The 26447-nt window shown below is 65.5% G+C and carries 12 protein-coding genes; 8 read left to right on the forward strand and 4 right to left on the reverse strand.

Annotation, left to right across the window (positions count from 1 at the left end):
• Positions 1-250: 250 nt before the first annotated feature.
• Positions 251-1918 carry a pectinesterase family protein gene (locus tag llg_RS15625; RefSeq protein WP_338285621.1) on the reverse strand — a complete coding sequence of 556 codons (1668 nt, stop codon included), beginning with the start codon at positions 1916-1918 and terminating at the stop codon, positions 251-253.
• A 435-nt stretch (positions 1919-2353) separates the two neighbouring features.
• On the opposite strand from llg_RS15625, the gene llg_RS15630 reads away from it, so the two are divergent.
• From llg_RS15630 to llg_RS15650, 5 genes are all read left to right on the forward strand, one after another.
• Positions 2354-6448 (forward strand): pectinesterase family protein, encoded by a 4095-nt coding sequence (locus llg_RS15630; protein WP_338285622.1) that lies wholly within the window; start codon positions 2354-2356, stop codon positions 6446-6448.
• 425 nt (positions 6449-6873) lie between these two features.
• Positions 6874-10146 (forward strand): autotransporter-associated beta strand repeat-containing protein, encoded by a 3273-nt coding sequence (locus llg_RS15635; RefSeq protein WP_338285623.1) that lies wholly within the window; start codon positions 6874-6876, stop codon positions 10144-10146.
• Complete coding sequence (locus tag llg_RS15640) at positions 10083-11576, forward strand: hypothetical protein (RefSeq protein ID WP_338285624.1); 1494 nt, start codon at positions 10083-10085, stop codon at positions 11574-11576. The genes llg_RS15635 and llg_RS15640 overlap by 64 nt, the downstream gene beginning before the upstream one ends.
• A gap of 217 nt (positions 11577-11793) precedes the next feature.
• Positions 11794-12531 (forward strand): PEP-CTERM sorting domain-containing protein, encoded by a 738-nt coding sequence (locus tag llg_RS15645; RefSeq protein WP_338285625.1) that lies wholly within the window; start codon positions 11794-11796, stop codon positions 12529-12531.
• A gap of 181 nt (positions 12532-12712) precedes the next feature.
• On the forward strand, positions 12713-16507 hold the full coding sequence (locus tag llg_RS15650; RefSeq protein WP_338285626.1) for an autotransporter-associated beta strand repeat-containing protein: 3795 nt from the start codon (positions 12713-12715) through the stop codon (positions 16505-16507).
• A 52-nt stretch (positions 16508-16559) separates the two neighbouring features.
• Here llg_RS15650 and llg_RS15655 read toward each other — a convergent pair whose 3' ends face one another.
• The 3 genes from llg_RS15655 to llg_RS15665 all read right to left on the reverse strand — a co-directional run bounded on the left by llg_RS15655 (position 16560) and on the right by llg_RS15665 (position 21371).
• Entirely contained in the window at positions 16560-17969 is a 1410-nt protein-coding gene (locus llg_RS15655) for a hypothetical protein (RefSeq protein ID WP_338285627.1), read from the reverse strand.
• Positions 17970-18032: 63 nt separating this feature from the next.
• A complete protein-coding gene (locus llg_RS15660; protein WP_338285628.1) occupies positions 18033-18881 on the reverse strand; it encodes a hypothetical protein in 849 nt (282 codons plus the stop codon).
• A gap of 84 nt (positions 18882-18965) precedes the next feature.
• On the reverse strand, positions 18966-21371 hold the full coding sequence (locus llg_RS15665; RefSeq protein ID WP_338285629.1) for a DUF1349 domain-containing protein: 2406 nt from the start codon (positions 21369-21371) through the stop codon (positions 18966-18968).
• Between the two features lie 398 nt (positions 21372-21769).
• On the opposite strand from llg_RS15665, the gene llg_RS15670 reads away from it, so the two are divergent.
• The 3 genes from llg_RS15670 (at position 21770) to llg_RS15680 (ending at position 26439) form a co-directional block, all read left to right on the forward strand.
• A complete protein-coding gene (locus llg_RS15670; RefSeq protein WP_338285630.1) occupies positions 21770-22849 on the forward strand; it encodes a substrate-binding domain-containing protein in 1080 nt (359 codons plus the stop codon).
• 208 nt (positions 22850-23057) lie between these two features.
• Positions 23058-23906: a PA14 domain-containing protein gene (locus tag llg_RS15675; RefSeq protein WP_338285631.1), complete on the forward strand. Its 849-nt coding sequence runs from the start codon at positions 23058-23060 to the stop codon at positions 23904-23906.
• A 64-nt stretch (positions 23907-23970) separates the two neighbouring features.
• The gene (locus llg_RS15680) at positions 23971-26439 is read left to right on the forward strand and encodes a sensor histidine kinase (RefSeq protein ID WP_338285632.1); all 2469 of its coding nucleotides are present in this window, start codon (positions 23971-23973) and stop codon (positions 26437-26439) included.
• Positions 26440-26447 lie beyond the last annotated feature (8 nt).

Genomic DNA, 26447 nt, shown 5'->3' on the forward strand with positions numbered 1-26447 from the left:
CCTGAGGCGGCTCTGAATTTGGAGTGCGGCGAGGCATCGCCGCTTTGGGTGCCGGAGAGAATCGACGGGAGTTGCAGCGGGGCTGTGGAAGACGAGCTGGAACCAGAGAGGAGGTGATTCTGGAACGAGGGGGCGGGTTGGCGAATGCAGGTGTGGCCCCCGGCGATGTCTCGCCTCCGCTCAAAGCGGCGATGCCTCGCCGCACTCCAAATCAGAGGCACCCGGCCTCCTCTTTGATTGTTGATTCAGCCTAGCGGAGGCTGCCGCCCGCGCTGTCCTGCGGAGCCCAGGCATCGGTACCAGCCAGGATCTTGGCCACGGTCAGGTTGGCGATCTCGGAATCGGTGAGCTTCTTGACCCAGGCGACCCGGGCGGCGGTGCTGGCCCCCGGGCCGGTGCAGTCGACCTCCGAGTAGCGGGCGGTGGCCTCGTTGGCGGCGTTGCCCCAGTTGTTCCAGCCCTCCGGCTGGATGTGGTCGCCCATCTCGCAGCGGACGTAGATCACGCTGGCATTGGGGCGCCACGGGCGGCCCAGCGCCGCATTGGGCTTTTTCATGGAGCGCGGCGTTTCACCCGGGTTGCCGGAGTTCCACGGAATGTCATCGCCGGTCAGCTTGCAATCGAAGAAGACGAAGCCGTAGGCCTGCTGGGCGGGCGTGCTCGCCGCGGTGACGTAGCCGCCGTTCTTGCTGTGGATCGTGCAGTGGTCGAAGACGGCGGTGGCATCGCCATAGATGAAATCGACGCGGCCCTCGATGGTGCAGTTCTGGTAATACTGGCGGCCCTTGTTCGCCATCAGGGTGTCCTGCCAGCCGAGCATGCGGCAGTTGCGGAAGGTGGCGCGGTCGGCATCCACGCGGAGGGCGAGTGCCTGGCCGTGGTCTCCCGAGGTGTTTTCGAAGGTGATGCGCTCGGCGGTGAAATCGGGGGCCTGGATGACCACGCCGATGCCGGCGAACATCGGGGTGCCACCGGGTTCCGGTTCCTTCACGTTCTTCGCGTAGGTGAGCACGGTGTTCTCCAGCTCCTCGCCGATGAACTGGAGGGAACGCTTGGCCGATGGGATCAGCAGCGGGCCTTCATAGCGGCCGGGCTTGATCAGGATGCGGAAGGGCTTGGAGCCATTGTCCGGCGCGGAGTTCACGGCATCCCGCACCGTGGTGTGGGTGCCGGAGCCATCGGCGGACACCACCGCATCGTAGGTGGACTCCGCCGTCTTCGGCAGGTCGTTCACCGGGGTGGCCCGCAGGAGCGGCGTGAGCGCGGGGACGGTCTTGCGGAGTTCCTCGGCGACGAGGCGGCCGAACAGCACGTGACCCTTTTCATTCAGATGGGTGCCATCGTAGGCGGGGGCACCGTCGGTGCCTGATTTCGTCGGGCTGAACTCCAGGCACTTGTCCGGCCCGAGGGATTCGCACAACGCCAGGCTGCGGGCATGGAGGTCGACCAGTGGTACGCGCTTGTCCCTCGCGATTTTGCGCACCTCGGCGGCGTAGGGTTCCAGGCTCGACTTGATCTTCCCCGGATGCTCGCGATCCCACTGGCGGCGGACGAGGGGAGTGACGAGCACGGGGATCGCCCCGGCGGCCCGCGCTTCATCGACGTAGGCGGCCATGTCGCTGACGAAGGTCGGCATGTCCGTGGAGCGTCCCGGCTTCCCGGGCTCGTTGTTGTGTCCGAACTGGATGAGGTAGTAGTTTCCCTTCAGTTCGAGCGCCTTGGTCCAGCGGCCTTCGTCGCGGAAGCTCTTCGAACTGCGGCCGCCCTGGGCCGTGTTCGCGCACCCGGCCTTGTCGGTGAGGAATTGCTTGAAGCCGAGACCCCAGCCGGCGTTGTCGGTGACGGTGGAGTCCCCGACGAGGACGATCCGGACCGGCTTTGCCACCGGCTCCGGTGCGGCTTGGGAACTGGGAAGCATGCCCAGAATGGATGCGAGGAGAATACAGGGTTTCAGGAGTTTCATAAATGGGGCATGCGGGAATTATCCGGGGATGGCGGATGAAAGGGTTGTCCACTCTAGGATGCTCTCCGCGATCGGTAAACGTCGTCCCGTTGCAATAGATATTGAAAATTGGGTGGGCGTGGGAATGACCCGCACATTTTTCAACGCATCTTGCAGAAGATGCCGATGACGCGGTGGGGAATCTTTCTAACATAAGCTACCAAACCCGGCCTGTTGTTCCACCCGGTCCATTCACGAAAGACCGGGGCATGCCCCGCCGCCCGGACGGCGGGAGTTCCGCGCGCGTCCGATTCCGCCGCCGCGTTTGTGAAAATTTCCCCACGCCGCCCGTGGGCCGCCCCGTCGCGCCCGGGTCCGGCGTTTCTCCAAAACCCAAGCCCAAATCCATCCATGATTCGTTCATTCCTTCACCGCTGTCTTGCAGCGATCGCGGTGCTCGTGCCCACCCTAGGCCAGGCGGCCGTCCTTCAGGCGGTCAATTCCGGAGGCGGCGCGGTCGCCCCGTTTTCGGCGGACGCCTCCTTTTCCGGAGGCGGCACCTACAGCAGCGCGTCCACGATCGCCACCAGCGGCGTGGTGAACCCCGCTCCGCAGTCGGTCTACCAATCGGAGCGAAATGGCAATTTTACTTACACCTTCGGCAGCCTCGCTCCGGGCGTGCTTCACACGGTGCGGCTGCATTTCGCGGAGCTGTACCACTCCGCGGCGGGTAGCCGTCGGTTCCATGTCTCGATCAATGGCGCACAGGTGCTGACGAACTTCGACATCTTCGCCGAGGCCGGCGGCAAGAACATCGCCATCGTCCGGGAGTTCGCCGCGGTGGCGAACGCGTCCGGGCAGATCGTGGTCCAGTTCGCGAACGGCGCGGCTGACCTGGCGAAATCGAGCGGGATCGAGATCCTCGAGGGGGTTCTCTACCAGGTCAATTCCGGTGGCACGGCAGTGGCTCCGTTCACGGCGGATGCATCCTTCTCCGGAGGATCGACCTACAGCACCGCGGCCGCGATCAACACCGGCGGTGTGGCGGGAGCCGCACCGCAGGCGGTTTACCAGACCGAACGTTTCGGCAATTTCACCTACACCCTTGGGAGCCTGGGCGCGGGCACCACCTGTACGGTGCGGTTGCACTTCGCGGAGATCTACCACTCCGCCGTCGGCAGTCGCCGTTTCAACGTCTCGATCAACGGCACACAGGTGCTGGCAAATTTCGACATCTTCGCGGCCGCGGGCGGCAAGAACATTGCCATTGTCCGGGAGTTCGCCGCGGTGGCGAACGCGTCCGGGCAGATCGTCATCCAGTTCGCGAATGGAGCGGCGGACCAGGCGAAATCGAGTGCGTTCGAGGTCCTCTCCACGCCCATCGGCACGGCACCGGTGATCCTTGCGCAACCGCAGTCGGTCATCGCCAATGCGGGCGCTTCCGCCACCCTGGCCGCCACCTTCGGATCGACGTCCTCCGCGCCGACCTACCAGTGGAGCCGTAGCGCGGATGGCCTCACCTTCACCGATGTGGCGGGGGCCACCGGTCCCTCGCTGACGCTGACGGCTTCGGCCGCGAACTCGGGGTTCTACCGCGTGACCGCAACCAATGCTGGCGGCAGCGTGGTCAGCCGTGCGGCGCATTTTGGCATCCCCACCACGCAGGGGGTCACCTTCGCCCCGGCGAACAACGCCACCAACCTCAGTATCGACCAGCCGCTGCGCCTGACGTTTCCCTCGCCGCCGAAGCTGGGGCCCTCCGGCGTGCTCAGGATCCACGATGCGGCGACCGGCGCGGTCGTGGTATCCATCGATCGTTCGCAGTTCATCGGCTACACGCTCTTCGGCGGCACGCTGGTGAATGCCGCGCGGCAGACGGTGCAGGGCAAGCAGATGTATTACCTGCCGATGGCGGTCTATGGCAACGAGGTGTGGGTCAACCTCGGCGTTACCCAGCGGCTGGCCTACGGGAAGAGCTACTATGTGACCATGGACCCCGGCCTGCTGGTCGATTCCTCCAATGCCGCCTATCCCGGCATCACCGACACCACGGCGTGGCGGTTCTCGACCCGGTCGGCGGGTCCGGCGGCGGCCACCGCCACCACTGGACCGGCCGAGATCACCGTGGGGACGGACGGCGCCGGGGACTTCGCCACGCTCCAGGGCGCGGTGGATTGGATTCCGCAGAACAACGCGTTGCAGCGCACCATCCGCGTGAAGCCTGGTGTCTACCGGGAGCCCGTCTACATCGGCCAGAACCGCGGCTTCGTCTCGCTGGCGGGGGATGGGGTGGACCGCCAGGCGGTGCAGCTCATCCAGCACTATGCGGCGGAAGTGTATGGCGATGGCGCGCGCGGAGCGGGCACGCTGAACATCGGCTGCGATGATGTGACGGTGCGGGACATGACCATCGACAACCTCGCCTACATCGCCCAGCCCAACCTGGCCGGGGCCTTCGCTCCGCCCGCGGCGGCCTTCGCCGGGCCCATCAACACGCTGCTCACCACCGGCAAGCGCCTGGTGTTCGACAACGTGCTCATCAAGGGCGGACAGGACACGCTCTACTCCGTCTCCGGCGTCGCCTATTTCAGCCGCTGTGAGATCTGGGGCAGCGTGGACTTCATCTATGGGGACGCACTGGCCGTGTTCGACAACTGCGACATCGTGCAGATCCGGAGCACCGGCGGCCCCATCACCGCGCCGAGCACCCCCTACGCGCAGCCTTATGGCATGGTGTTCCTGAACAGCCGCTTCCCGCGCGCGCTCATCGCCAATGGCTATCCCTACGATGTCGGCGTGAATACGACGAACTTCATGCGGCCATGGCGCCAGGACGGGGCCACCGCGATCGTCAACTGTCAGCTCGGCACGCACCTCACCACGAAGGGGTGGTCGGAATGGGGTGGCCGCGAGGTTACCTGCCGAGCCCGTGAATACGGCAACACGCTGATCGGCGGCGGTGCCGCGCCGACTCCCGCCCAGCGCCAAGCCGCGGGTGCTTACTGGACCAACACCCTGGATCCCGACTACACCGGACCGCCGATGACGGAAACCGCCGCGCTGGTTTCGTCCGGCAGTGGCACCGCCAACCGCCAGGCCGTGATAGTGGACCCCGCCGCCTACACACTCGATGCAATTTTCGGCAACGCCTACTTCAACCTCGGCGGCTGGCTGCCCGAAGCCGCGCCCTCGAAACTATCGGACGGCTACGGTTCGGCGGCCACCGGCGGCCAGGGAGGCACGGCCGTGACGGTCACCACTACGGCCCAGCTGCTGTCCTACGCGACCTCCGCGCTGCCCTACATCATCAATGTCTCCGGCACCATCCAGGTGACCGGCGGCGCGGGCAGCGGTGGCAACCGCGTGGACATCAAATCGAACAAGACGATCCAGGGTGTGGACGGAGCCTCGACGGTGATCGGCACCCTCAACATCTCGACCAACAACGTCATCATCCGCAACCTCAACATCACGAACCCCGGCACCACGGTCGGCAGCGATGGCAAATACACCGATGGCGGCGATGGCATCCAGATCTGGGGTGGGACGAATGTCCACGTTTCCCACTGCACGCTCTACGACTGCGCCGACGGCTGCTGTGACATCACCCAGGGCGCGGACTACATCACCGTGGCCTGGTGCAAGTTCCACTACACCGCGGCGGCGTTGGTGCACCGGTTCCCGATGATCTCGGGGAATACCAGCACCTCCCGCTACCGCATCACGCTCCACCACAACTGGTTCGCGGAGGGTTGCCACGAGCGTATGCCGTCCGGAAGCCACAATACCGTCCACCTCTACAATAATTACTTCTCCTGCGCGGGGAACTACTATGCCTCCGATGTCCGCCTGGACGGGCGGATGGTGGTGCAGAACAACCACTACCAGGGCGTCAACAACCCGTGCACCAGGAATGGCGGCAAGGCCTTCCTGTCCGGGAACCTTTTCGCCTCCTGCACCGGGAATCCCGGTGGCTACGACACCACGGCGGGCACGGTCACGCCGAACGATCCGGTATTCATGCCGCCGTATTTCCACCTGCTCGATGACACCGCCAACATCGCGGCGCTGGTGACGGCGGGCGCGGGAAATCCCCAGGCGGCCGCAGTGATCCCGCCCGCCGATTCCCTCACGGCGTGGCGGTCCGCGAACTTCACTTCGGGACAGATCTCCGCCGGGCTGGCAAACCTCGTGGCCGATCCGGATGGCGATGGCCTGTCCAATCTCGCCGAATACGCGCTGGGCGCGGACCCGGGACAGAAGACACCGCTCCCCGCGGCAGTACGTGATGGCTCCGGCCTCACGCTGACCTTCACCCGTCCGAAGGGGCTGCCAGGCGTGACTTATATCGGTGAGTCGACGGAGGACTTCACGGCCTGGACCACGCTGCCGTTGGAGATTCTCCAGTCCGGTGATCCGGAAACCATCCGGGTGCGAGATCCATTGGCGGGCGGCAATCCCAAGCGGCGCTTCCTGCGGCTCCGTTTCCAGTTCACGGCGCCTTAGTGGATCCGGTCGGTTCTGGGGTTCCATCGCCTTTACCAGAGCTTTTCCGCGCCGCCGGCGTCGGCTGTTGCCAATCAGGGTTTTCGACTCTGGTTGGCGATCGTCGCGAACGCGGCCAATGTGGCCAAGCCGACGTGTGGGTTCCAAAGGACTCACAATCGTTCGCTTCTTGTCGAGGATGGAGGGAAGGCGGAGTTGGTCGGGGGATACGCCAGTTTGTGCGTATTGTGGGTAAAGTGGAAGAGGGGACATAGTGCACGGCAGCCTTCAAGGCGTTCCACTTGATGACGCATCCCCTCATCGCCGGGTTCTGGTTTAGCCCGGCTACCGGCCGCATGCGCGGTACGGGCCGATTCGGTCCAGGTCTTGATGCGTTGTCGTTTTGGAGCCGCTTGGGAGCGCCATCCCGACAACCCACCTCATCCATGAAACCCAGATTCGCCTCCGCTTCCTGCTGTTCCGCTCGTCATCGCGGATGTCCGCGCCTGATTGTTGTTTCCCTTGCTTGTCTCCTTGCTTCCACGTCGGTCCATGCCGCGGACAGCGCGTGGATCCTCAACAACAACGGCAACTGGAGCACCGCTGGCAACTGGCTGGGCAGCACTGTGGCCGATGGCGCGGGCTCCACCGCCACGTTCAACATCGACATCTCCGCGGACCGCACCATCTCGCTCGATTCCGCCCGCACGATTGGCAACCTGTCCTTCCGCGACACCGCCGCGGGCTCGAACTGCTACATTATCGGTGGCAACAGCACGCTGACCCTGGACAACGGGGCGAACAAACCGACGATCAGCATCTACCCGCGCACGGGAGCGATCGTGGCTCGCATCGACCGTCCCATCGCCGGCACCAATGGCTTCCAGGTGCTGGCCCCCGGCGGGGCCGCCTCGATGGGGCTTGGCACCGCGAACACGTTTTCGGGCAAGGTGATCATTGGGGCCGGCGCCTCGCTGCGCACGGACAACGGTAGCTCGCTGGGGGTGAGGGATCCGCTGACGACACTGACCAGCGGCACCGGGGACCCCACCGTGGTGAACTACACCGAGGTAATTTCCGGAGGCACTCTCAACATCAGCAGTCTCAACCATGGCACTGAATACATCAAGGCGGCGGGCACGGGATGGGATGGCAATGGCGCGGTGGTGAATCTCAATGCCACCCAGACCAACTCGCTGCAGCAGATGGAGCTGACCGGTGACGCGACCTTCGGGGGGAGCAGCCGCTGGGACATCCGCCATGCCACCGCGGCCTCCGCGCGCCTGTTCCAGAACGGATACACCCTCACCAAGACCGGCAGCAACCAGATCAGCCTGGTGAATGTCCGCGTGATCGGGGGGGGCAACATCATCGTGAACCAGGGCACGCTGGGAGTGGAGTCCGGCACCATCCTCGATGGGGCAGGGACGGTGACGGTGAACACGGGCGGCAGTTTCAACCTGTACGAGAACACCGGCGTCACCACGCGGGCGGTCCTCATGAACGGTGGATCGATGAACCACACCAGCGGCAACGCGAACGCGACCTACGGTGGAAACATCACCCTCAACGCCGCCACGACCATGAGCCAGTCCGGGGCCACCGGCAGCATGACCCTCGCCGGAGCGATCGACGGCACCGGGGCGCTGCTCAAGACCGGGCCGGGCACGCTTCATCTCAACGGGGCGAACACCTTCACCGGTTCCACCACGGTCTCCACCGGCACCCTCCAGCTCGCGACCTCTTCGCTGGCATCCGCGGACATCGCCATCACCGGCGGCGCGGTGCTCGACAACGCGGCGACCGGCGTGGCGCAGACCATCACGGGCAAGCTGACGGTGGGCCGAAGCGGCGCGGCGGCGACGGACATCACCGGCGCGGTGACCTTCGGCGCGGGGGGCAACCTGGAGATCGGACCTTCTGCACGGAACGGCGGCACCTCCGCCGAATGCACCGCCACGATCGCGAAGGATCTGGAGTTCACCGGCGGCGGCAGCGTGTTTTTCGACCTCGGCTCCACGACCGCCGATCTTTCCGACAAGGTCGTGGTGGGAGAGGATCTGACGCTGAACGGCACCACCGACATCCACGTGTCGGCGCTGGATGGCGCGCTGGGCGAGGGCAGCTATGTCCTGGCCTCCTACGTGGGAACGCTCACCGGTTCCGCGGCCAATCTTTCGTTGTCCGGCTTGCCGCCGTCCACCCGCCAGACGTTCACCCTCAGCACCACCAGCGTGGCCAACGCGGTGACGCTGGATGTGGCCGGAACCGCCGCCAATCTCGTATGGATCGGCGATGGCGCGGCCAACGCCTGGGACCTCAATGCCACGGCGAATTTCAACAACGGCGGTCAACTCGGGAAGTTCCTCAACTTCGACACCGTGGTGTTCGACGACACGGGAATCTCCAGCCCGCCGGTCCAGCTCTCCGGCACGTTGGTTCCTGGCTCGCTCATCGTGAACGCCAGCGCGGACTACACCTTCACCGGCGGCGGGGTGATCAGCGGCATCACCTCTCTGCGGAAGCAGGGCTCGGGCACGCTCACTGTAACGGGGGGGAGCCACGACTTCAGCGGCGGCGCGATCGTCGCCGGCGGCACCTTGTCCGTGGCCTCCCTCGGGAATTCCGGCGCGGTCTCGCCGATCGGATCCTCGGCCACCATCACGCTGCAAGGCGGCGCGATCGCGTTCACCGGCGGCAGCGCGTCTTCCAACAAGACCCTCGACCTGGGCGCCGTGGGCGGTGGCATCGCGGTGCCGGGAGCCGGATCGGTGCTGACCCTTTCCGGCGCCACACCGGTCACCGGCACCGGCACGCTCACCGTGAGCGGCGCGGGCGCGCTGCGTTTCGCGCAGGACAACGCGGCATTCACGCTGGCGACGAAGGTGGCCGGTGGCGGCAACGTGCGGCTGAACCCGCGGGTGGTGGCGGGTGCCACGACTTCCCTGGAGGTCGGGTTGACGGGGGCGAACAGCGGCTTCAGCGGAAACTGGATCCTGGAGGGGCCGGCGTCCGGGAGCTGGCGCTTGTCCTCGGCGAGCGTGACCGCCGCGAATCTGGGTGCGGTTGGGATTGCGGTGGGGGCGGGCGCGCAACTCTTTGCCAGCGGCGTGACGATCACGAACCCGCTGACGCTCACCGGAAAGGGCTACGTGGAAACCGATGGTACCAACAGCGGGGCCCTGCGCCTGGATAACTCAACCTATAGCGGTAGCTCGATCATCATCGCCGGATCCGCGAAGGTCGGCTGCCTGTCCACCGGCAATGGCATCATTTCCGGCGCGGTGCTCCGCGGAGCCACCATCGGCGGAAACGATGACATCCTCACCATCGGTGGCTCAAACGGGAGTTCGACCGGAGTGATCGTTTTCACCGGGACGGTGGAGGACACCACGCTGGACAAGATCATCGTGGGCGGAGGCGGCTCCTCGACCAGCCCGCAGGTGCTTCAGGTTGGAAGCGGGACGGTGTCCGGCAGCCTGGGCAATGTTCCGATCCAGCTCGGCAGCGATGCCCAGCCGGTCCAACTGCGTTTCCACCAGGCGGACGATGCGGTGGCGCCGGCGACGATTACCTCCACCGGCACCAACACCGAAGTGCACGCCAATACCCCGGGGGGGGAACCAATGGCAAGGGGCTCACGCTCATCGGTTCATTGGCTGCCGGGTACCTCGGCGTGGGCACCGGTGCCGCGGCGACTCCCAGCACGTCGAATTTGACCATTGAAAGTGGGGCGAACGTGGCCGTCACCACCTTCTATGTGGGGGATGCGAGCGGGCGCTCAGGCATGGTGATCCAGACGGGAGGTTCCGTCGCCGTGGCCGGCGGTTGCCGCATTGGCCACTACGCCACCGAGAGCAGCGCTTACACGATGACGGGAGGATCGCTCACCCTGACCGGGAATCCGACCGCGAATCCCTCGACCTCCGGCGTGGGGGAACAGGTGGGAGGCATCTACCTCGGCGTCGATGGCACCGGCTCGCTGGTCCAGACCGGAGGCTCGATCTCGACCCGCTTCGTGGTTCTGGACAATCGCGGCGACAGCGCGGGTACCGATACGCTGACCTTGAGCGGCGGAACGCTCACCCTCACCTCGATCTGGGGACTCACCCAGCGCAATGCCTCCACGTTGGTGAACTTCGGAGGTGGCACGATCGTCGCGGGCGCGAACCTGCCAATCGATGCCACACCCGTGCTTGCCGATGGCACCACCACCACCATCAACACCGGTGGATTCACCGTGACGGCACCGAAGGCCTTCAGTGGAACCGGTGGCCTCGCGATCACCGGCGGCGGCACGTTCCAGGTCACCGGGACTTCGACGGCGATCGGCACGGCCACCGTGAGCGGCAGCGGCACCACCTTGACGGGAACCGCGACGATGGCGGGATCCGACGTGACGATCCAGGCCGGGGCCAAGGTGAAGCCGACCTCCACGCTCCAGTTCCTCGGCAACCTGAACGTGAATGCCGGTGCATCGCTGGAAGCGGCCATCACGTCCCCCACCGCCGTGACCAAGGTGGTGTCAGCGGGGCAATTGACCGCGAACGGCACCGTGAAAGTGACCCTCTCCGGGTTCACGCCCACGCTTGGCCAGGTGTTCGACATCGCGGACTTCACCTCCTTCTCCGGGACGCCTTCCTTCGATTTCTCCGGAGCGGTTTTGCCCGGCGGTCTGACGTGGAGCACCACCTCCTTCAGCACCGATGGGAGGATCTCCATCGTGGCGGGCAATGCCTATCAGGCCTTCGAGGCGAGCCATGGCATCTCCGGCGCCGGAGCCACGGTGGACTCGGACGGGGATGGCATCGTCAATGGAATCGAGTTCGTGCTCGGCGGGAATCCGTCCGGCCCGGGATCCGATTCCTCCGCATTGAGTCCCACGTTCACGGTGGACGAATCCTACTTCCGTTTCATGTTCCGGCGTGCCGATGCGTCGGTGTCGTTCAATCCGCATGTGAAATACGGGAGTGACCTGGCGGGATGGACGGACGCGGTGGACGGGCTGCCGGTGGAGAATCCGGTGATCGTGGCGGTGGAGGGAAGCTTCTACGGGCCCGGCGTGGCCCGCGTTTCGGTGCTGATCCCGCGTTCGCTGGCCGCTCCGGGAGGCAAGTTGTTCGGACGCCTCGCGGTGCAGATTCCCTGAAGCCGACAAGGCGCCTGGGTTGCTGGCACCCGGTCCATCGCATGGGCCGGGTGTTCCGCGTTCGGGATGGAAAATCCGGACGGCTTCATGCCGGGACACGCAACTTTGTGCGTATTGTCTCTTTGGAAAGAGTGCTGCGAGGATGGTGGCCCATGGAGTGGAGAGGCGCCTTGTTGGCCGTCGCTTTCCCTCCCAATGGAACCCCCAAACGACCCCAATGAAATCCACCTTGCCCTTCCTCCTCGGCACCTCGCTCCTGGCCTCCCAGGCGCAGGCCGCGGTCATAGTGAACTACATTCCTCCCGGTTCTTCGGGATCGAGTCCCAGCAACGCCCCGATCAACGCGTCGACGGTCGATCCCCTCGTTACGGCGAGCGCGATCGGTGACATCGGGACCGGTAGCGCGCAGCTCCTTTCCGGGTCGGCTGGACCGATCCGCACGACCCTCGGCACGTGGACCTTCGGCACCGATGGCTGGCTGTTCGCGAACGCCTCCAACGACGGCACCAATGGCACGGCTTCATCCACGGCGGACTACTTCAGCTTTTCGCTGGCCACTCCGGGTACCGAGACCTTGACGCTGGCCAACCTGACCTTCGATTACGGCGTGGGCACCAACTCCACTGCCCAGAGCGGGACCTTCTACTATGCCGTTTTCGCGAGCGTGAATGGAGGCGCTTACAGCCAGGTCGGCTCGACCTTCAGCACGGGGAACCTGAATCTCACGCAGAACACGACGAACTCGATCGGCAACCAGTCGGTGAACCTCTCGTCGATCAGCGGCGCGGACAGTGTCGACTTCCGGATATGGGTCGGCAGCACCAATGCCAGTTCCGCCACCGGATCGATTTTCCGGAACATTGTGGTGAACGGCACCGTGGTGCCGGAGCCCTCCGCCGCTCTGCTCGGCTGCCTGGGATCCCTCGCGGTCCTGCTCCGCCGCCGGACCTCCTGATTTCCTAGCCCCACATGCACCCGGCCACCCGGCGCGCGAGAGCGTGTCCGGGTGGCTTTTGTACGGCGTTGGTCGTGATGGAACCTGCCACGCCCGTTTGTGCGTATTGTCCGGAGCGGAGGAGGAGCGATAGGTTCAAAAATCCGGTGATGCTTCTCAGAGTCATCGGAAACCCAAACCCATGAACCTTCCGAAAACCCTCGCTGGCGTGCTCGCCGGCCTGCCTTGGCTCGTGGCCACGGCCGAACCCGTCGTCTCCGTCTATCCCTACGATCACCGGCATGTCTATGAAACCGGAGCCACCGGCTTCACCTGGTATGCGGGGCATTTGTCCGCCGCGGACAATCGCGACGAGGTGTTGCGATGGCTCTTCCAAGATCTGAACATCGACTACATCCGCAACGGCTTCGACGAGGCGGAAGCGGCGAATGACAACGGCAATCCGCTCTCCATCGATTGGAGCAAATTCAATTTTGCCGAGCGCAACACCGGAAACGATTGGGTCTATGCCAAGGCCAAGCCGCTGAACCCGCGCCTCAAGACGATGACCTACGCCCACCAGTTCCCGGACTGGCTGAGGAAGTCCGATGGCACGCCGAATTTTTCCGTTCCGAATTTCTACGCTGAATACGCGGAGTGGTTGTTTGCCCAACTTGTCGAAAAGAAGGCGGCTGGAGTCCCCTGCGACGTGATCGACATGACCAACGAGCCGGACTACCACAAGCTCGGCGAGGACAACATCGCGAAGATCATCAAGGGCGCAGTCCCCTTGTTGCGGGAATGGGTGAACGATCCCGTGCGCAACACCTACGGCGTCACCATGCCGAGGATCATGGCCCCGAGCTGCCTCTCGACCTCGCAGTCGAAGGATTGGATCACGGACTGGGCGGCCAACGATGCGGACGCGTGGGACCAGATCGACATCGTCGCGACCCACCAGTACAGCAATGGCTTCGATCCCACCGCCTATTCGGCGGTGAACGACGTGCGGGGCGGCCGGCCCTTTTTCCAAAGCGAGATGAACTGCGGCCACAGCAGCGTCCTCAACAAGTCCACCCAACTGCCGGAGGACTGGGTGGAGGATGAACTGGAAGCCGCGCTGCTGCTCGGGAGGCTGTATTCGAAATCGGTCAACAATGGCGTCAGCGTGTACGACTACTACATGGGGAACTCGCCGCAGGATTCGCCGACCTCGCTGGTTTACAGCCCCTATGGTGCCACCGCCACCCGCCGGAAGGTGTACTTCTCCTTCAAGCAGCTCTCCTCGATGCAGACGCGCGGCTCGAACGTGGTGAGGACCCAGATCGCCGGTGGCGTGGCCGGCTATGACGCCATCGCCTACCATAGCTGGGGCGAGCAGAAGACCTGGCTGACGGTCACCTGCTCGGAGAACACCAGCCAGGACATCCTGCTGGAGGTGTTTGACCAGACCGGTACCCGCCTTCCGATCCGCAGGGTGAAGACCTACGAGACCAGCGCGACGCGGGACGCGGAGATGGTGACCGATGACGTGCTGGCGACCTCCGTCACCCAGTACCGGGTGGCCTTGCCGAAGCACTGCGTGCGCACGTTCGAGATCTCCTGGACCGGTGCGAACCGGCTGGTGGCGGCGGACGATTGGGAAGATCCCGCCTTTATGGCCGGGGGCACGGGGTGGAGCGGCGGCTGGGGACGGTCCGGCACGCCGCTGCCGATCGCCCGCAGCTACAACAAGAACCTGACGCCGCGGTTCCAAGGGAACGGCAGCGGCGAGGCCAGCATGCGCCGCACCCTGGCGTCCCCGCTAGTGGGTTCCGGCATCCTGCGGTTCAAGCGCGACGTGGACAGCCTGGAGGCCGGGGATTCGGCCGTGGCGGAGGTCTATGACGGCACGTGGCACCAGGTGTGGCAGGCGACGGATTACAGCAACGGCACGGATGCCACCGGTGATCCGGACAAGCTGGATCAGATCAACGTGAGCCTGGCGGGCTTCGCGCCCATCACCCAGATCCGGTTCCGGCTGCTGGGCGATGGCGCGGGCGACTACTTCCACTTGGACGACCTCGAGGTCATTGAAACCTCGGAGATCCCGGACCTCGCGTGGAAGGGCGATGATGCCGCGAACGGCTGGGCGGCCGATGGCACGCTCAACTGGTTGGCGGGCACGACCGCTTCGGCATTCACCAATGGCAAGGCGGTCCTGTTCACAGACTCCGGGAGCAACGCCCCGGCCATCGCCTTGAACGGCACGCTAACGCCCACCTCCGTGAATGTCGATGCCTCGGAGGACTACACCATCGGGGGCAGCGGCTCGATCGGCGGGACCGGTACTCTGGACAAGCGCGGCACCGGAAAGCTCACGCTGACCTCGGCCAACACGTTCACCGGCGGCACCGCCGTGCGGCAGGGCGTGCTCCAGGTCAATGCGGGCGGAGCCCTCGGTAGCGGACCGCTTTCGATCAGTGCGGTCGATCCGCAACTGGGGCTCACCACCCGCGTGCTGCTCAATGGCGGTGTGACGCTGCCGAACCCGGTGATCGTGAACACCGCGGGCCCGGGCACCGGCCAGGGCGTGCTCGGGCTCGTCAGCGGCAGCGCGACGTACTCCGGGGCCGTGACCATCGCGGGTGACACCACCAGCGGTGGCCACATCCGCGGGCCCGGCTCGGGTGGCGTGCTGTCCTTCACCGGTCCGCTCACGCTGGGGGACGCCGCTTCCTCGATCGTGATCCGGGATGGCCTCGTCCGGCTTTCGGGCGGTGGCAGCTACGCGGTGCTGGCCGTGGGCGCGGGCACCACCAGCCTCGGCGCGGTCAACGGGGTGGCCACTGTGGCCACGCTGCGTCTCGGAGGTTCGGGCAACGCCACCTTTGATCTGAACGGGTGGAACCAGACGCTCGCCGGATTGGAGCGGACGTCCAACGTGGCCACCGTCACCAACTCCTCGGCCACGGTGGCCACGCTGACCTTGAACGCCGGGTCCACGACCCAGACCTTCACCGGATCGATCAACGGCAACCTCAAGCTCGCGGTGTCCAGCGGCACCGTGGTGCTGGGCGGCACGAATGGTTTCACCGGCGGCGTGGACGTGAACGGCGGCACGCTGCGGGTGGACGGCCAGCTTTCCAGCAGCGGCGTGAACGCGAAGAGCGGGACCTGGCTGGGCGGCACCGGCACGATCACCGGTGGCACCAGCCTGGCGTCCGGGGCTTCATTGTCGATCGGCCAGACCTCGACCGGCACCCTCCGGTTCGGTGGCGCGCTGACCTTGTCCGGGGCGACCTACAAGGCGGGGATCCGCAGCGGCAACCATGCCTGCGACCTCGCCATCGTGAATGGCGCGGTGACCCTTTCCGGGGGCGCGTCGCTTTCGGTGGCGGATCTGGATTCGACTCCGGCGGCCCTCGCAGCGGGCACGAAGCTCGCGATCCTCGATTACACGAACGGCTCGCTCACGGGCACGTTCAACGGCTTGCCGGCGGGATCGATCCTCACCGTCGGTTCGAACCAGTTCTACCTCGATTATGCGGACACCACCAACGGACTCGGGGCCACGGGACGTTTCGTGACGCTCACCGCGTTTTCCCAAAACGTGGGATATGGCGGCTGGAGCGTGGCCAAGGGGATCAGCGGACAATCCTTCGGCGATGATCCGGATCGCGACGGTTTGGCCAATGGGCTCGAATGGCTCTTGGGTGGATCGCCGTCGTCAGCGGATGCGGGTGGCCGGATCAGCGCCATGGCGTCATCCGCGGATGGATTGACCTTCTCCTTTGATCGTGATGCCTCCGCCGCGGGCCAGGGCGCGTTGATCCTGGAATGGACTTTGGATCTCTCCACCGGCTGGCCGCATGGCGTGGCCATTGGCACCGCCTCGTCCACCACGGCGGAAGGGGTGGTGGTGACGATCTCGGGCAACCATGTCAGTGTGAGGATTCCGGCGAACCAGACCACAGGGGGCAAGGTCTTCGCGAGGCTGCGCGCCACCTCGCCATGAGGTGACCGTCGCGCGAAGCCACGCTTCGCGCGACCGTCCGCCGGGGGTGGTTTTACCAGGTCACCTCGTAGGTCCGCAGGCACTGGGCGGGCAGGTCCGTCTTGTAATCGGCGGACCGCGGCGGGGCCTCGGTGGCCACGCGCTCGGCATTGCGGGAAGCGCTGGTCTCGTAGATGTTCACCGTCTGGATGGGCAGTGCGGAGCCGTTCTTGTCGAGCAGACGCAGGGTCATGCCCTGGCCGCTGTTGTCGGAACTGGTCACGGTGATCCACGCCTTCCGTTCGATACCGGAATGATAGGCGATCACGTCGCAGCCGGGGGAGGCGTCGGTGATCCGGGTGGCGACCACGTTCGAGCCGCGCGTTTGCATCGAGGAGAGCTGTTTGAAGGCGAAGTAGACCTTCCGCCGGGTGGCGGGTTTTCCGTGGGGCGAATGGACCAGCGATGTCGGAGACTCCTGTGGCGAGACGCCCATGTAGTAGTCGTAGACGCTGACCCCGTTGCCCACGGCCACCGAGAACAGGCGGCCCAGCGTGAGGGCGGCTTCCAACTGGTCCTCGACCTTGTCATCGGGGAGCTGGTGGGGATTGTTCAGCACGGTCGAATGGCCGCAGTGCATCTCGCTCTGGAAGAAGGGCCGGTCGCCGCGCAGGGCGTTCACCTCCGCGTAGTTCCGGGCCTCGAATCCGCCGCCGTATTGATGGGTGGAGACGATGTCGATGTTGCTCCAGATGGAACGCTTGCCCTTCCAATCGGAGAGCCACTCGCGTGTGACGGTGGCGGAGAGGCAGCTCGGGGCCATGATCTTCGGCATGGTGACGCCCCAGGGATTGCGGGTCCGGTCGTTCACCCAGGCGCGGAGCAACGGCACCACGTTTTCGAAGATCCCGGCGGCCTGGTCCTTTCCAATGCCCTTGTAGTCGGGTTCGTTGCAGAGGTCGAGGATGTCGCAGTTCATGCCCTCGGCCCGCTTGAGGTTGACCAGGTTGGCGAAGATCCACTCGGCGTACTCCGCGTGGAAGTTCCGGTTGGAGAAATCCGGTTCCTTGCCGTTCACGCGCAGCCATGTGGGAAACGCGTGGCCGTAGGCGATGACCTTCAGGCGCGGGTTGAGCGGCTTCGCCTGGTGGCAGACCCACTCGTTGGATTCGTTCGGTGGGTTGAACTTCAGCTTGCTCCAATCGATCGAGCGCGGATCGTCATTGTCGTTCGCTGGTTCGCAGGGTTCAAGACCGATCCGAACGTAGTCGATATTGAGGTCCTGGAACAGCCAGTGCAGCACTTCGTCCCGGTTTGGCGCGCTTCTCAAGTGTCCCCAGTACCAGGTGAAGCCGGTGGCACCGGACTCATAGACTTGGAGATGCTTGTAGGGACTGATCGTGACAACGGGATCGGCCGCGGCGACGAGTGGAAGGAATGCGGGGAGAAAAGGGGCGAGCCGGAAAGTGTCCTGGATGGGCATGGCGTTCCGGACAGGGTAAGGCCACCGGTCATGCCGACAATACACACATCGGGGTGGGCCGGGTCACGGAGCTTCCGAGGATGGGGTGTCTTCGCAGGATTCGCTCACCACGGTGTTGTCGGGCGGATAGACGGGTTCGATATCGGGCGAGGAGTCGTCGGTTGCCGCGATGGTCCGGCTCGGACCGGCGCGGATGAGGTCCTCCACGTTCGGCAGGTCGGGATGGGCGGAAAGCCAGGTGTCGGACTCCGCCGGGCTTCGATGGTTCCATATCGCCATGAGCGCTGAGGCGGCATTGGCCCGCAGGGAAGGCTCCTCGATGGAGGTGACCCAAACGGCCGCCGCCGCGGGATCTTGCTGGGCCCAGCGCTGCACGGTGGTGGCCACGAAAGCGGGGAAATGATCGGCATGATCCATGGTGCCGGTGGCGAGCCATTGCACGGCGTCCTCGGCAAGGGTCTCCGCGAGCGCGGGGAGGAGACGTCTTTCCATGGCATCCCGGACCGCGGGATCGGCTTCCGATGCCAAACGATCCAGGGCGGCGCGGGGATCCCGGGCATGAAGATAGGCGATGGCGAGCCCTGCGCATTCCGCGCGCAGGGTGGAGGAGTGGATTCGCAGCGCGTGGTCGAGCGCGCGCCAGGGATTGGCTTGTCCGCTTTCCGCCACGAGGATGGAAAGCGCCTTGTCCTGCTCGGCGGCACTCAAGGTGCCAAGCCAGGCGTTGGTTTCGCGAGTGGAGAGGGAGGTCATCCGCCGAGCGGTGTCGGCGAGGGAGGGGATAGGCTGTCTTGGTTCCTGTCGGCCGACTGGCGGCTGCGCGTGATCAATGCCGGTCCGGTCATGCATGGCGGCGACCACCAAAGCGATCGCCAGGGCGGAGAGCGCGGGGGCCAGCGGATGGATCTTCATGGGCGTGGAAGGGTGATGGGAAAGAAGCTCCGGCCCCGCGTGGCGGGGCAGGGCCGGAGCAGTTGGTGTGGTGTCAGGGCAACATCATGGCGTCACCGTTACATCGGTGATGGTGGCGGCGCAGCCTTGGGTGTTGTCATGCGAGGTCACCGCCAGGCCCACATAGATCCCGGAGGCCATGCTGATGGTGGCGGTTCCGACCTGGGTCCAGGTCACGCCGTCATCGGAGATGGATCCGGTCAGGACGTCACCGGTGCGGTTCAATTTCACCCAGCCGGGCACCTCGTGGTCCAGACCCGTGCTCGAGCTGGTGCCGTTGGTGGAGCCGCGGTATTGGAACGCCGCGCCGGAGCCGGAAGACATGATCATCATCGCGTGCTTCGAGCCCGGAGCGAGGCTCTCGCGGATCATCACACCGGCCTTGGCCCAGCCGTTGGTGTCGGCGATGTCATCGACCTGCGAGATGACTTCCCCATCGCCGCTCAGCGGCTGGTAGACATAGCGGAAGGCATCGGCGGTGCCCCAGATGTCCGCGCCCGAGCCGGTGATCGAGAACGTGTTGTCCGACCAGGCGGACGAGCCCGCCACGCCCACACTGCCGACATCCGCGCTGGTCCATGGGGGCGGAGGCGTGAGCGAGACGTTGTCGAACTTCGCGGTGCAGAGCGTGCTCCCGGCATGCGAGCACACGGCAAGACCGACGTAGGTGTTCGCTCCCATGGTGATCGTCTGGGTGCCGACCTGGGTCCAAGTGGTGCCATCGGAGGAGGTCAGGGCCGTGATGGTGCCACCGGCCCGGACGAGCCGTACCCAGCGCGGAGCGGAGCCGGAGGTCGTGGTGCTTACATCGGCGGGCTGGCCTGCGGTGGTGCGTCCCTGGAGAGCGATTCCCGATCCCGGCGTGACACACAGCAGCGAGAACGCGGAGTCAGCCGACAGCGTTTCCCGTATCATCACTCCGGCTTTCGCCCAGGCGTTGGTGTTCTGCACGCTGGCGATGCGGGCGGTGATGGCACCGTCCCCATTCATCGGCAGGTATAGGAAACGGAATGCATCCGCAGTGCCCCAGATATCCGCGCCTGCTCCCTTGATGGAATAGGTGCCGGCTCCGGAGTAAACCACGCTGCCGGTTGCTCCGGTGCTGCCGATGTCCGAGGTGACCCATGGGGCCGGAGCGGGGAGGCTTTCCACCTGGAGGGCGACCAAGCCGACGGCCTGCTGGCCCGAAGAATCCTGGATGCGGTACTTGAACCAATCCAGCGTGTCGACCAGCGAGGCGGGCGGCGTGTAGATCAGCCGGTCACGGCCTCCCGGGCCGGTGCCGACCGAGCGGGTGATCGTGCCGCCCCGTTTCGAGGTGCCATCGAAGGACGCGATCGTGAGTGCCTGGCCGTTTACGTCCGAGTCGTTCGCCAGCACGTCGAGCGTGAGGGGATCGCGGGCGGCATTGATGGTGCCGCGGTCGCCGTTGGCCCGCGGCGGGATCGGGATGGTGTAGGGGCCGAGGTTGGTGAAGGTGCTGATGATCGAGTTCCGCCGGCCGACGATCCGGTTCACCTCCGGGCTGGAGTAGCGCTGGAGCTGGTTGCCGGACATCGGCGTGGGGCCTTCAGGGCCATCGCCCGGGTAGTGGGGGGAGCTCAGCGCGTGGCCGAGTTCATGGCGCCACGGCTGGGTGAAGATGCCGGGGCCGGCCTGGGTCAGGGAACGGCAGGCGGCGTACTTCCCCGGGATGTAGGCGACACCGCCGCCGAGGTTCGGCTTCACGCACACGGCGTGGTCGTTGTTCGCGGCGGGAAGGACCTTCCACAGTTCGTTGTCCCAGAGGTCCCTCAAGGTTGCCAGCGGCGTCGAGCCATAGGGGTCGTTCGATGCGTTGAGTCGGGCGATGACCCGGGAGGTCCGCAGCTTGATGCCGGTATCGCGGAGCAGGAACGCGCCGGTTTCATTGATGGTGAACTCGACGGTTTCCGCCATGTTCGCGACATTGCCGCTGAACTGGGAGCAGAATTCGTGGGTGAGGTCGACTCCTACATCCATGGCGTAGGCGTTGGAACCGGTCTCACCGGCGCTGACCACCTCGGTGGGATACTTGGGCGTCCAGCTCGCGGCGGATGGCATGGACATCGAGAGTCCGTTGCCTTTCCAAACGGTGCCGTCCTCGAACATGAGGCTCGAGCGAATGTTGCCGTCGTCATAAAGCTGGGCGGCGGCGATGGCTCCCGGGCGCTCGGTGATGCGGCCGAGATAGGTGCGGCTCGGGCGGGTGATGGCCACTTCGGTGAAGGAGCCGTCGGCATTGTACGCGAAGACGCGGTAGTTCGGACCGCGGACGTCGTGAAGCGTGTAGTCCACGGTGAGACTGCCGCCAGAGTAGGTGTAGACCTTCGTCATGGTGGCCGGAGGTGCCTGCGCCCGGGCTGCGTGGATGGAGGCGAGCAAAACCGCCGCAAAGGCGGAAAAGACGAGTCGTGTGGGATGTTTCATCATGGGTTGGTTTGCGGATTCAAACCGGAGGATATTCCGTTTCAGGAACCTCCCAGCCGGTTGCCATCGGCCGTGAGCAATGCACGAAAATGGCCGTGATCTGATGGCGCAACCCGTGGCGGTGGTAACGGTGAATCCAGAGAAGGGTCTATGCCGGGCCCGACATAGATGAGCGTGGGATCATGGCCATGAGCCACTGTCGGCGGGTGGCCGGAGAAGGACGCCGCTGGGATGACAATCCGTTGCAGGCCAGCGGCGCGCCCTCTCCGGCCGTTTTTTTTCAGGCGGGGCCCGCGTCCATCGTTTCCGGTGGCCGCCGCGAGCTTTCCCTACCGGCTGGCGTCGCGGCGGTAACGGCAATTTCTTGTGGCATCCTATGCCGGGGGAAACACAGATGAGGCATGGAGACATTCAGATTCCTGTCCCCTTCGGAGCAACTGGCGAACGAGATGCGGCGGCGGATCGGAAGGCGGGAATGGACGGGCAGGCTGCCCGGAGTCGCGCGGCTGATGTCGGAGTTCGGCGCCACCCGCAAGACCGTCGAGGCCGCGGTGGGCATGCTTCTGGATGAACAATGGGTTTCCGGTCGTGGCCGGCGGTCGGCCCTGCGAATCCACGGCCCGCGGGCCGACCTGGCCCCGCATGGCTCGGTGCTGATCTACGACACGCCTCCCACGGAACGCTCCAGTGATCATCTTGCGCTGTTCCTGGCGCTGGAGCGCCGTCTTCCCGGACCGGTGCAGCGTCTTCATCTCCCGCGTGGCATGAAGCCTTCGCAGCAGCTCAAGCTGATCGGGGCGCTCGAGGTTTCATGCGCCGTGGTGCTTGATGTGGAAGGCCCGCTGGCGGATGCCGTCAAGGCCCGCGGCATCCGCACCGTGGCGTTGGGAGTGGCATCATTGCCGGAAACCGTGGCCTCCTTCGGGGTGAGCTACCGGGAGCTGGTGGTCTCGTCGCTGGAGCGGCTGTTTGAACACGGGCACACCCGCATCACGATGCCGATGTTCCAACGGAAGCCCGAGGTGATGGTGAAGGTGCGGGAGGCCGTGCGCGGGGAATTCGAGGCCAGAGGCATTCCCTATTCCGATCTCTTCAATGTTCCGGATGTCACGGGGGATAGCCCGCGTGATCTTCACGGGCTGATCCGCCGCTTGTGGAAATTCACTCCACCCACGGCGGTCATCGTGAACAACCTGCGGCCGTATCTCACCGTGTTCTCGACCTGCGCGGCGCTGGGGCTGCGGGTGCCGGACCACGTGTCGCTGCTCTGCCTTTCCCACTCCGCTGAGATGGACGCGCTGGAACCAACCCCGGCGCACTTCTGCTATCCGGTGGAAAGCCTGGCCCGGGCCGTCCTTCGCGCCTTGGAGAATGCATCGGCCCATGCTGCGGACTCGCATCTCTTTCCGCCGGCGTGGTGTCCCGGGGGCTCGATCGGGCCGCCTCCATCCGGTTTCCGCGCGACGTTGGCGAGGCCATGAGGAGCGGGGATGCCCTTTTGTGTGTATTGTTCCCGCCGGTGAACCGGGTGAGGGTACCCACGCCTGCCCGGAAAAACCGAGGCCTGCGATGATCCCGGTCCGTCCGGAATCATCCGGGCGGCTTTTTGTCGTGCGAACCCCCGCTCTTGTCCGCGATAATGAACGACCGCTGCTCCTGTTCGTGAGCTTCGTGGGAACCCCGCTCCCGATGACGATCCTTTCGCGCCTCCGTGATTCGTTGCTCCGCCACGCCGTGGTTCTGGTCGGCTGCCTGGCATCCGCTGCGGGACAGGAACGTGCCAGGGACGAGGCTGCAGGGGTGCGCGGGCTGCTCAAGGAGAACGGGGGAGTGTCCCGGGGGATCGATCTCAGGGGGGATCTGACCTGGGTGTCTCCGGCCGGGGATGCGGTGGTCCTGCAGGACGATTCCGGCGCGGTCCGTTTGGAACTGGACAGGGCCCAGCCCGGGCTGGTCGCGGGGGGGCGGGTATCGATCGCGGGGATCGTGCGGGTAGCGCAGGGTGCCTTGCGTTGCGGGCCAGTGCCCCTGGTGGATGTGGACGGTGCCCATGGCTTGCTGGAGCGGGCCGGGGCGATCCACCTCGATGCGGGCCGGCATCCACTACGGGTGGAGTACTTCCAGCGGGACCGCGGCAAGCAGCTGGCCGTGGGCTACGAGGGGCCGGACCTGCCGCGCCAGCCGGTCCCGGCTGGAGCATTGTCCCATCCAGGGGCCCCGGGCCGGGAGGAGGGGCTCCGCTATGCCATCTACGAGGGTTCTTGGGACAGGTTGCCCGTGTTCGGTGGACTTGTGCCGAAGGCTGGAGGGGTGGTGAGGGATTTCGACCTATCGGTGGCGGGAAGGGACGAGAACTTCGGCATTGTGTTCACCGGCGAACTGGAGATACCGCGCACCGGGGACTACCGTTTCCATCTCGCCTCGAACGATGGTGGCCGGCTTTTCGTCGGCGAAGCCCCACCGGTGGTCACGGCCCTCGGGTCGGGGGGGGGGCCGGGTTCCGCTGCCGGTGGTCGCAGGCCAGGCATGGACGGGTGAGGATGATTTCCGCCTCGCGGTGGCGTCTGGCACAGTGGGGGTGGTGGGGCGGGACGCAGGCCTCATGCGGTTCGAACTCGTTTCCAGCAGCGGCAGCCTTGTTGTGGAGGTGCCGGAAAACGGATTGTCCCCGCTGCTGCAACCGGGCTGCAAGGTGCAGGTGCGCGGGGCCTGCTTCGGCGCGCGGGGCACGGGCGGGATGAGGATCGCCTCCGGATTGCTGGCGTCCGGTCCATCGTCCGTGGAGGTGGAGGATTTGCCTGCCGTCCTGTGGAGGCAGATGCCGGTGGTGCCGCTCGCATCGCTGAACCCTGCGACGAACCCCGAGGGATGCTTGGTCCATCTTCGTGGTGTCGCGGCCTCGGGAGCGGAGGTGGGTTCGTTCCGGTTGTTGGAGGATTCCAAGGAAATTGCCGTGAGTGATCGTAGGAGTCCGGCCCCGGGAACGGCCGTGGAGGTACTCGGGCTGGTGGTCTGGCTGGACGGGCGGCCCAGGGTGACGGAGGCGGCGCATCGCGTGTGGCAACCGGGAGAGAGCGGCCGGCAGGCGCGCCCGCTGGTTTCCACCATTCGTGAGGTGCGGGCCTTGCCGGACGACGATCTGCCGATGAAGGTTCGAATCCGAGGCGTGGTCACCTGTGACCAGGACAGCCATTCGGTGACGGTGCAGGAGGCGGGTGCGGGCGTTACCTGTTGGTTGGCTTCCGATCAATCGCCAGCGCTGAAAATGGGAGATGAAGTGGAGCTGGAGGGGCGGGTGATCCGTGGGGCTTTCGCGCCAAACTTGATGGACGCATCGGTACGGTGGCTGGGGAAGGGAACGTTGCCGGAGCCGGCGCGGCCACCCTATGACCGCCTGTGGAATGGCAGTCTCAATGCCCAGTGGGTGGAAGTGGAAGGCGTGGTCCGGAAGGTGGAGGACGGGCTGCTCACGCTCGGCCTTCCGGAGGGCACGATGGGCGTGTGGGTGCTGCACGGGGATTTGCCCGCGATGGCGTCGTTGCACGGAGCCGTGGTGCGGGCGCGGGGGATTGTCGCGCCCTTCGCGAACGAGGCCCGCCAAATCCGCGGCACCTACCTTCGGGTCAGTTCACCGCTTTTCATCACCGTGGTTTCGGCCGCCGGTGCCGATCCCTTTGCCGTGCCCGCGAAACGCTTGCCGGAGCTGCGCAAGTTCGATCCCGCGGGAGCCTCGGCCTTCCACCGCGTGAGGGTCTCAGGCCTGGTCATCCATACGTCCGCCCGCGAGTGCTTCCTGTGGGATGGAGACCAGGGTGCGGTGTTCACGACCCGCGAACCAGTGGCGTTGGTGCCGGGCACGACGGTGGAAGTGTCCGGCATGCCGGAACTGGAAGGACCCGCGCCGGTGCTGCTGGATGCCGTGGTGCGAGCCACCGGAAGCGCGCCGCTGCCCGAGCCGGTGGCCATTACTCCGGCGGAGCTGCTCGATCGTTCGCGCGAGGCGAGCCGCGTCCGCATCCGCGCCACGCTGGTGGAGATCGTGTCCCGCGATTTTGGACAACTGCTGGAGTTGCAGGGCGATCATTGGAAGTTCTCCGCTCGTCTTCCGACCGGAGTCATCTGGAACCGTCCGCCCGCGCCAGGCAGCGTGCTGGAGCTCACCGGCATCTGCTCCTCCCACAGAAACAACGACGATGGCGGCACGAGGACCAGTGCGATCCTGCTTCTCAACCAGCCTTCCGATGTCGTGATCCTGTCCAGCCCGCCGTGGTGGACCGTGAGGCGGATACTGGGACTCGCCGCCACCCTGTCCCTCGTGCTGGTGATGGCCGCGGCGTGGATCGTCCAACTGCGGCGCAAGGTCGAGGAACGCACCGCCCAGTTGGTGGTGGAGATCCACCAGCGTGAGATCGCCGAGCAGCGCCGGTTGATCGAGGAGGAACGCTCCCGCATCGCCCGCGATCTGCACGACGATCTTGGCGCGCGGGTTACGAAGATCGCCATGCTCGCCGAACGGGAGGGCCAGGGACCCCACGGCATGGAGCCCGGGGTGCGCCACATCCTCGATACCTCGCACGAACTGACCCGGGCGATGGACGAGGTGGTGTGGACAGTCAATCCTCGCAACGACGCCCTGCCAATGCTGGGCGATTACCTGCTCCACTACGCCGAGAAATATTTTGAAGGCACCGGAGTCCGCGTGCGCTTGAGGTCCCACGGTGGCCTGCCGGACCTCACCGTGACCGCCAGCATGCGCCACCACCTGTTCCTCGCCGTAAAGGAGGCGCTCCGCAACGTGATGAAACATTCCGCGGCCACCGAGTGCCGGGTGGAGGTGGACACCGTCGACGGGATGTTTCATATTCAGGTTGCGGACAACGGGCGCGGCTTCTCCGGCGATCCGACCGCCGGTCCTCGCAACGGCCTGCGTAACATGGTCCATCGTCTGGAACAGCTCGGAGGCAGGTGCTCCTTCATCAGCGCGGAAGGGCAGGGGACCATCGTGATCTTTGAGATCGCACTCGATCGACTCGTCTCGCCGAAGGACGCCGCCCGGGTCCCCACCCATTGATGTGTATT

The organism is Luteolibacter sp. LG18 (assembly GCF_036322585.1).
In the GTDB taxonomy this organism is placed as follows: domain Bacteria; phylum Verrucomicrobiota; class Verrucomicrobiia; order Verrucomicrobiales; family Akkermansiaceae; genus Luteolibacter.

Excerpts from the sequence above, each read along its gene's own strand:
- llg_RS15625 (WP_338285621.1), bottom strand. The coding sequence starts at position 1,918 with ATGCTTCCCAGTTCCCAAGCCGCACCGGAGCCGGTGGCAAAGCCGGTC.
- llg_RS15630 (WP_338285622.1), top strand. The coding sequence starts at position 2,354 with ATGATTCGTTCATTCCTTCACCGCTGTCTTGCAGCGATCGCGGTGCTC.
- llg_RS15635 (WP_338285623.1), top strand. The coding sequence starts at position 6,874 with ATGAAACCCAGATTCGCCTCCGCTTCCTGCTGTTCCGCTCGTCATCGC.
- llg_RS15645 (WP_338285625.1), top strand. The coding sequence starts at position 11,794 with ATGAAATCCACCTTGCCCTTCCTCCTCGGCACCTCGCTCCTGGCCTCC.
- llg_RS15650 (WP_338285626.1), top strand. The coding sequence starts at position 12,713 with ATGAACCTTCCGAAAACCCTCGCTGGCGTGCTCGCCGGCCTGCCTTGG.
- llg_RS15655 (WP_338285627.1), bottom strand. The coding sequence starts at position 17,969 with ATGCCCATCCAGGACACTTTCCGGCTCGCCCCTTTTCTCCCCGCATTC.
- llg_RS15660 (WP_338285628.1), bottom strand. The coding sequence starts at position 18,881 with ATGAAGATCCATCCGCTGGCCCCCGCGCTCTCCGCCCTGGCGATCGCT.
- llg_RS15665 (WP_338285629.1), bottom strand. The coding sequence starts at position 21,371 with ATGATGAAACATCCCACACGACTCGTCTTTTCCGCCTTTGCGGCGGTT.
- llg_RS15670 (WP_338285630.1), top strand. The coding sequence starts at position 21,770 with ATGGAGACATTCAGATTCCTGTCCCCTTCGGAGCAACTGGCGAACGAG.
- llg_RS15675 (WP_338285631.1), top strand. The coding sequence starts at position 23,058 with ATGACGATCCTTTCGCGCCTCCGTGATTCGTTGCTCCGCCACGCCGTG.
- llg_RS15680 (WP_338285632.1), top strand. The coding sequence starts at position 23,971 with ATGCGGTTCGAACTCGTTTCCAGCAGCGGCAGCCTTGTTGTGGAGGTG.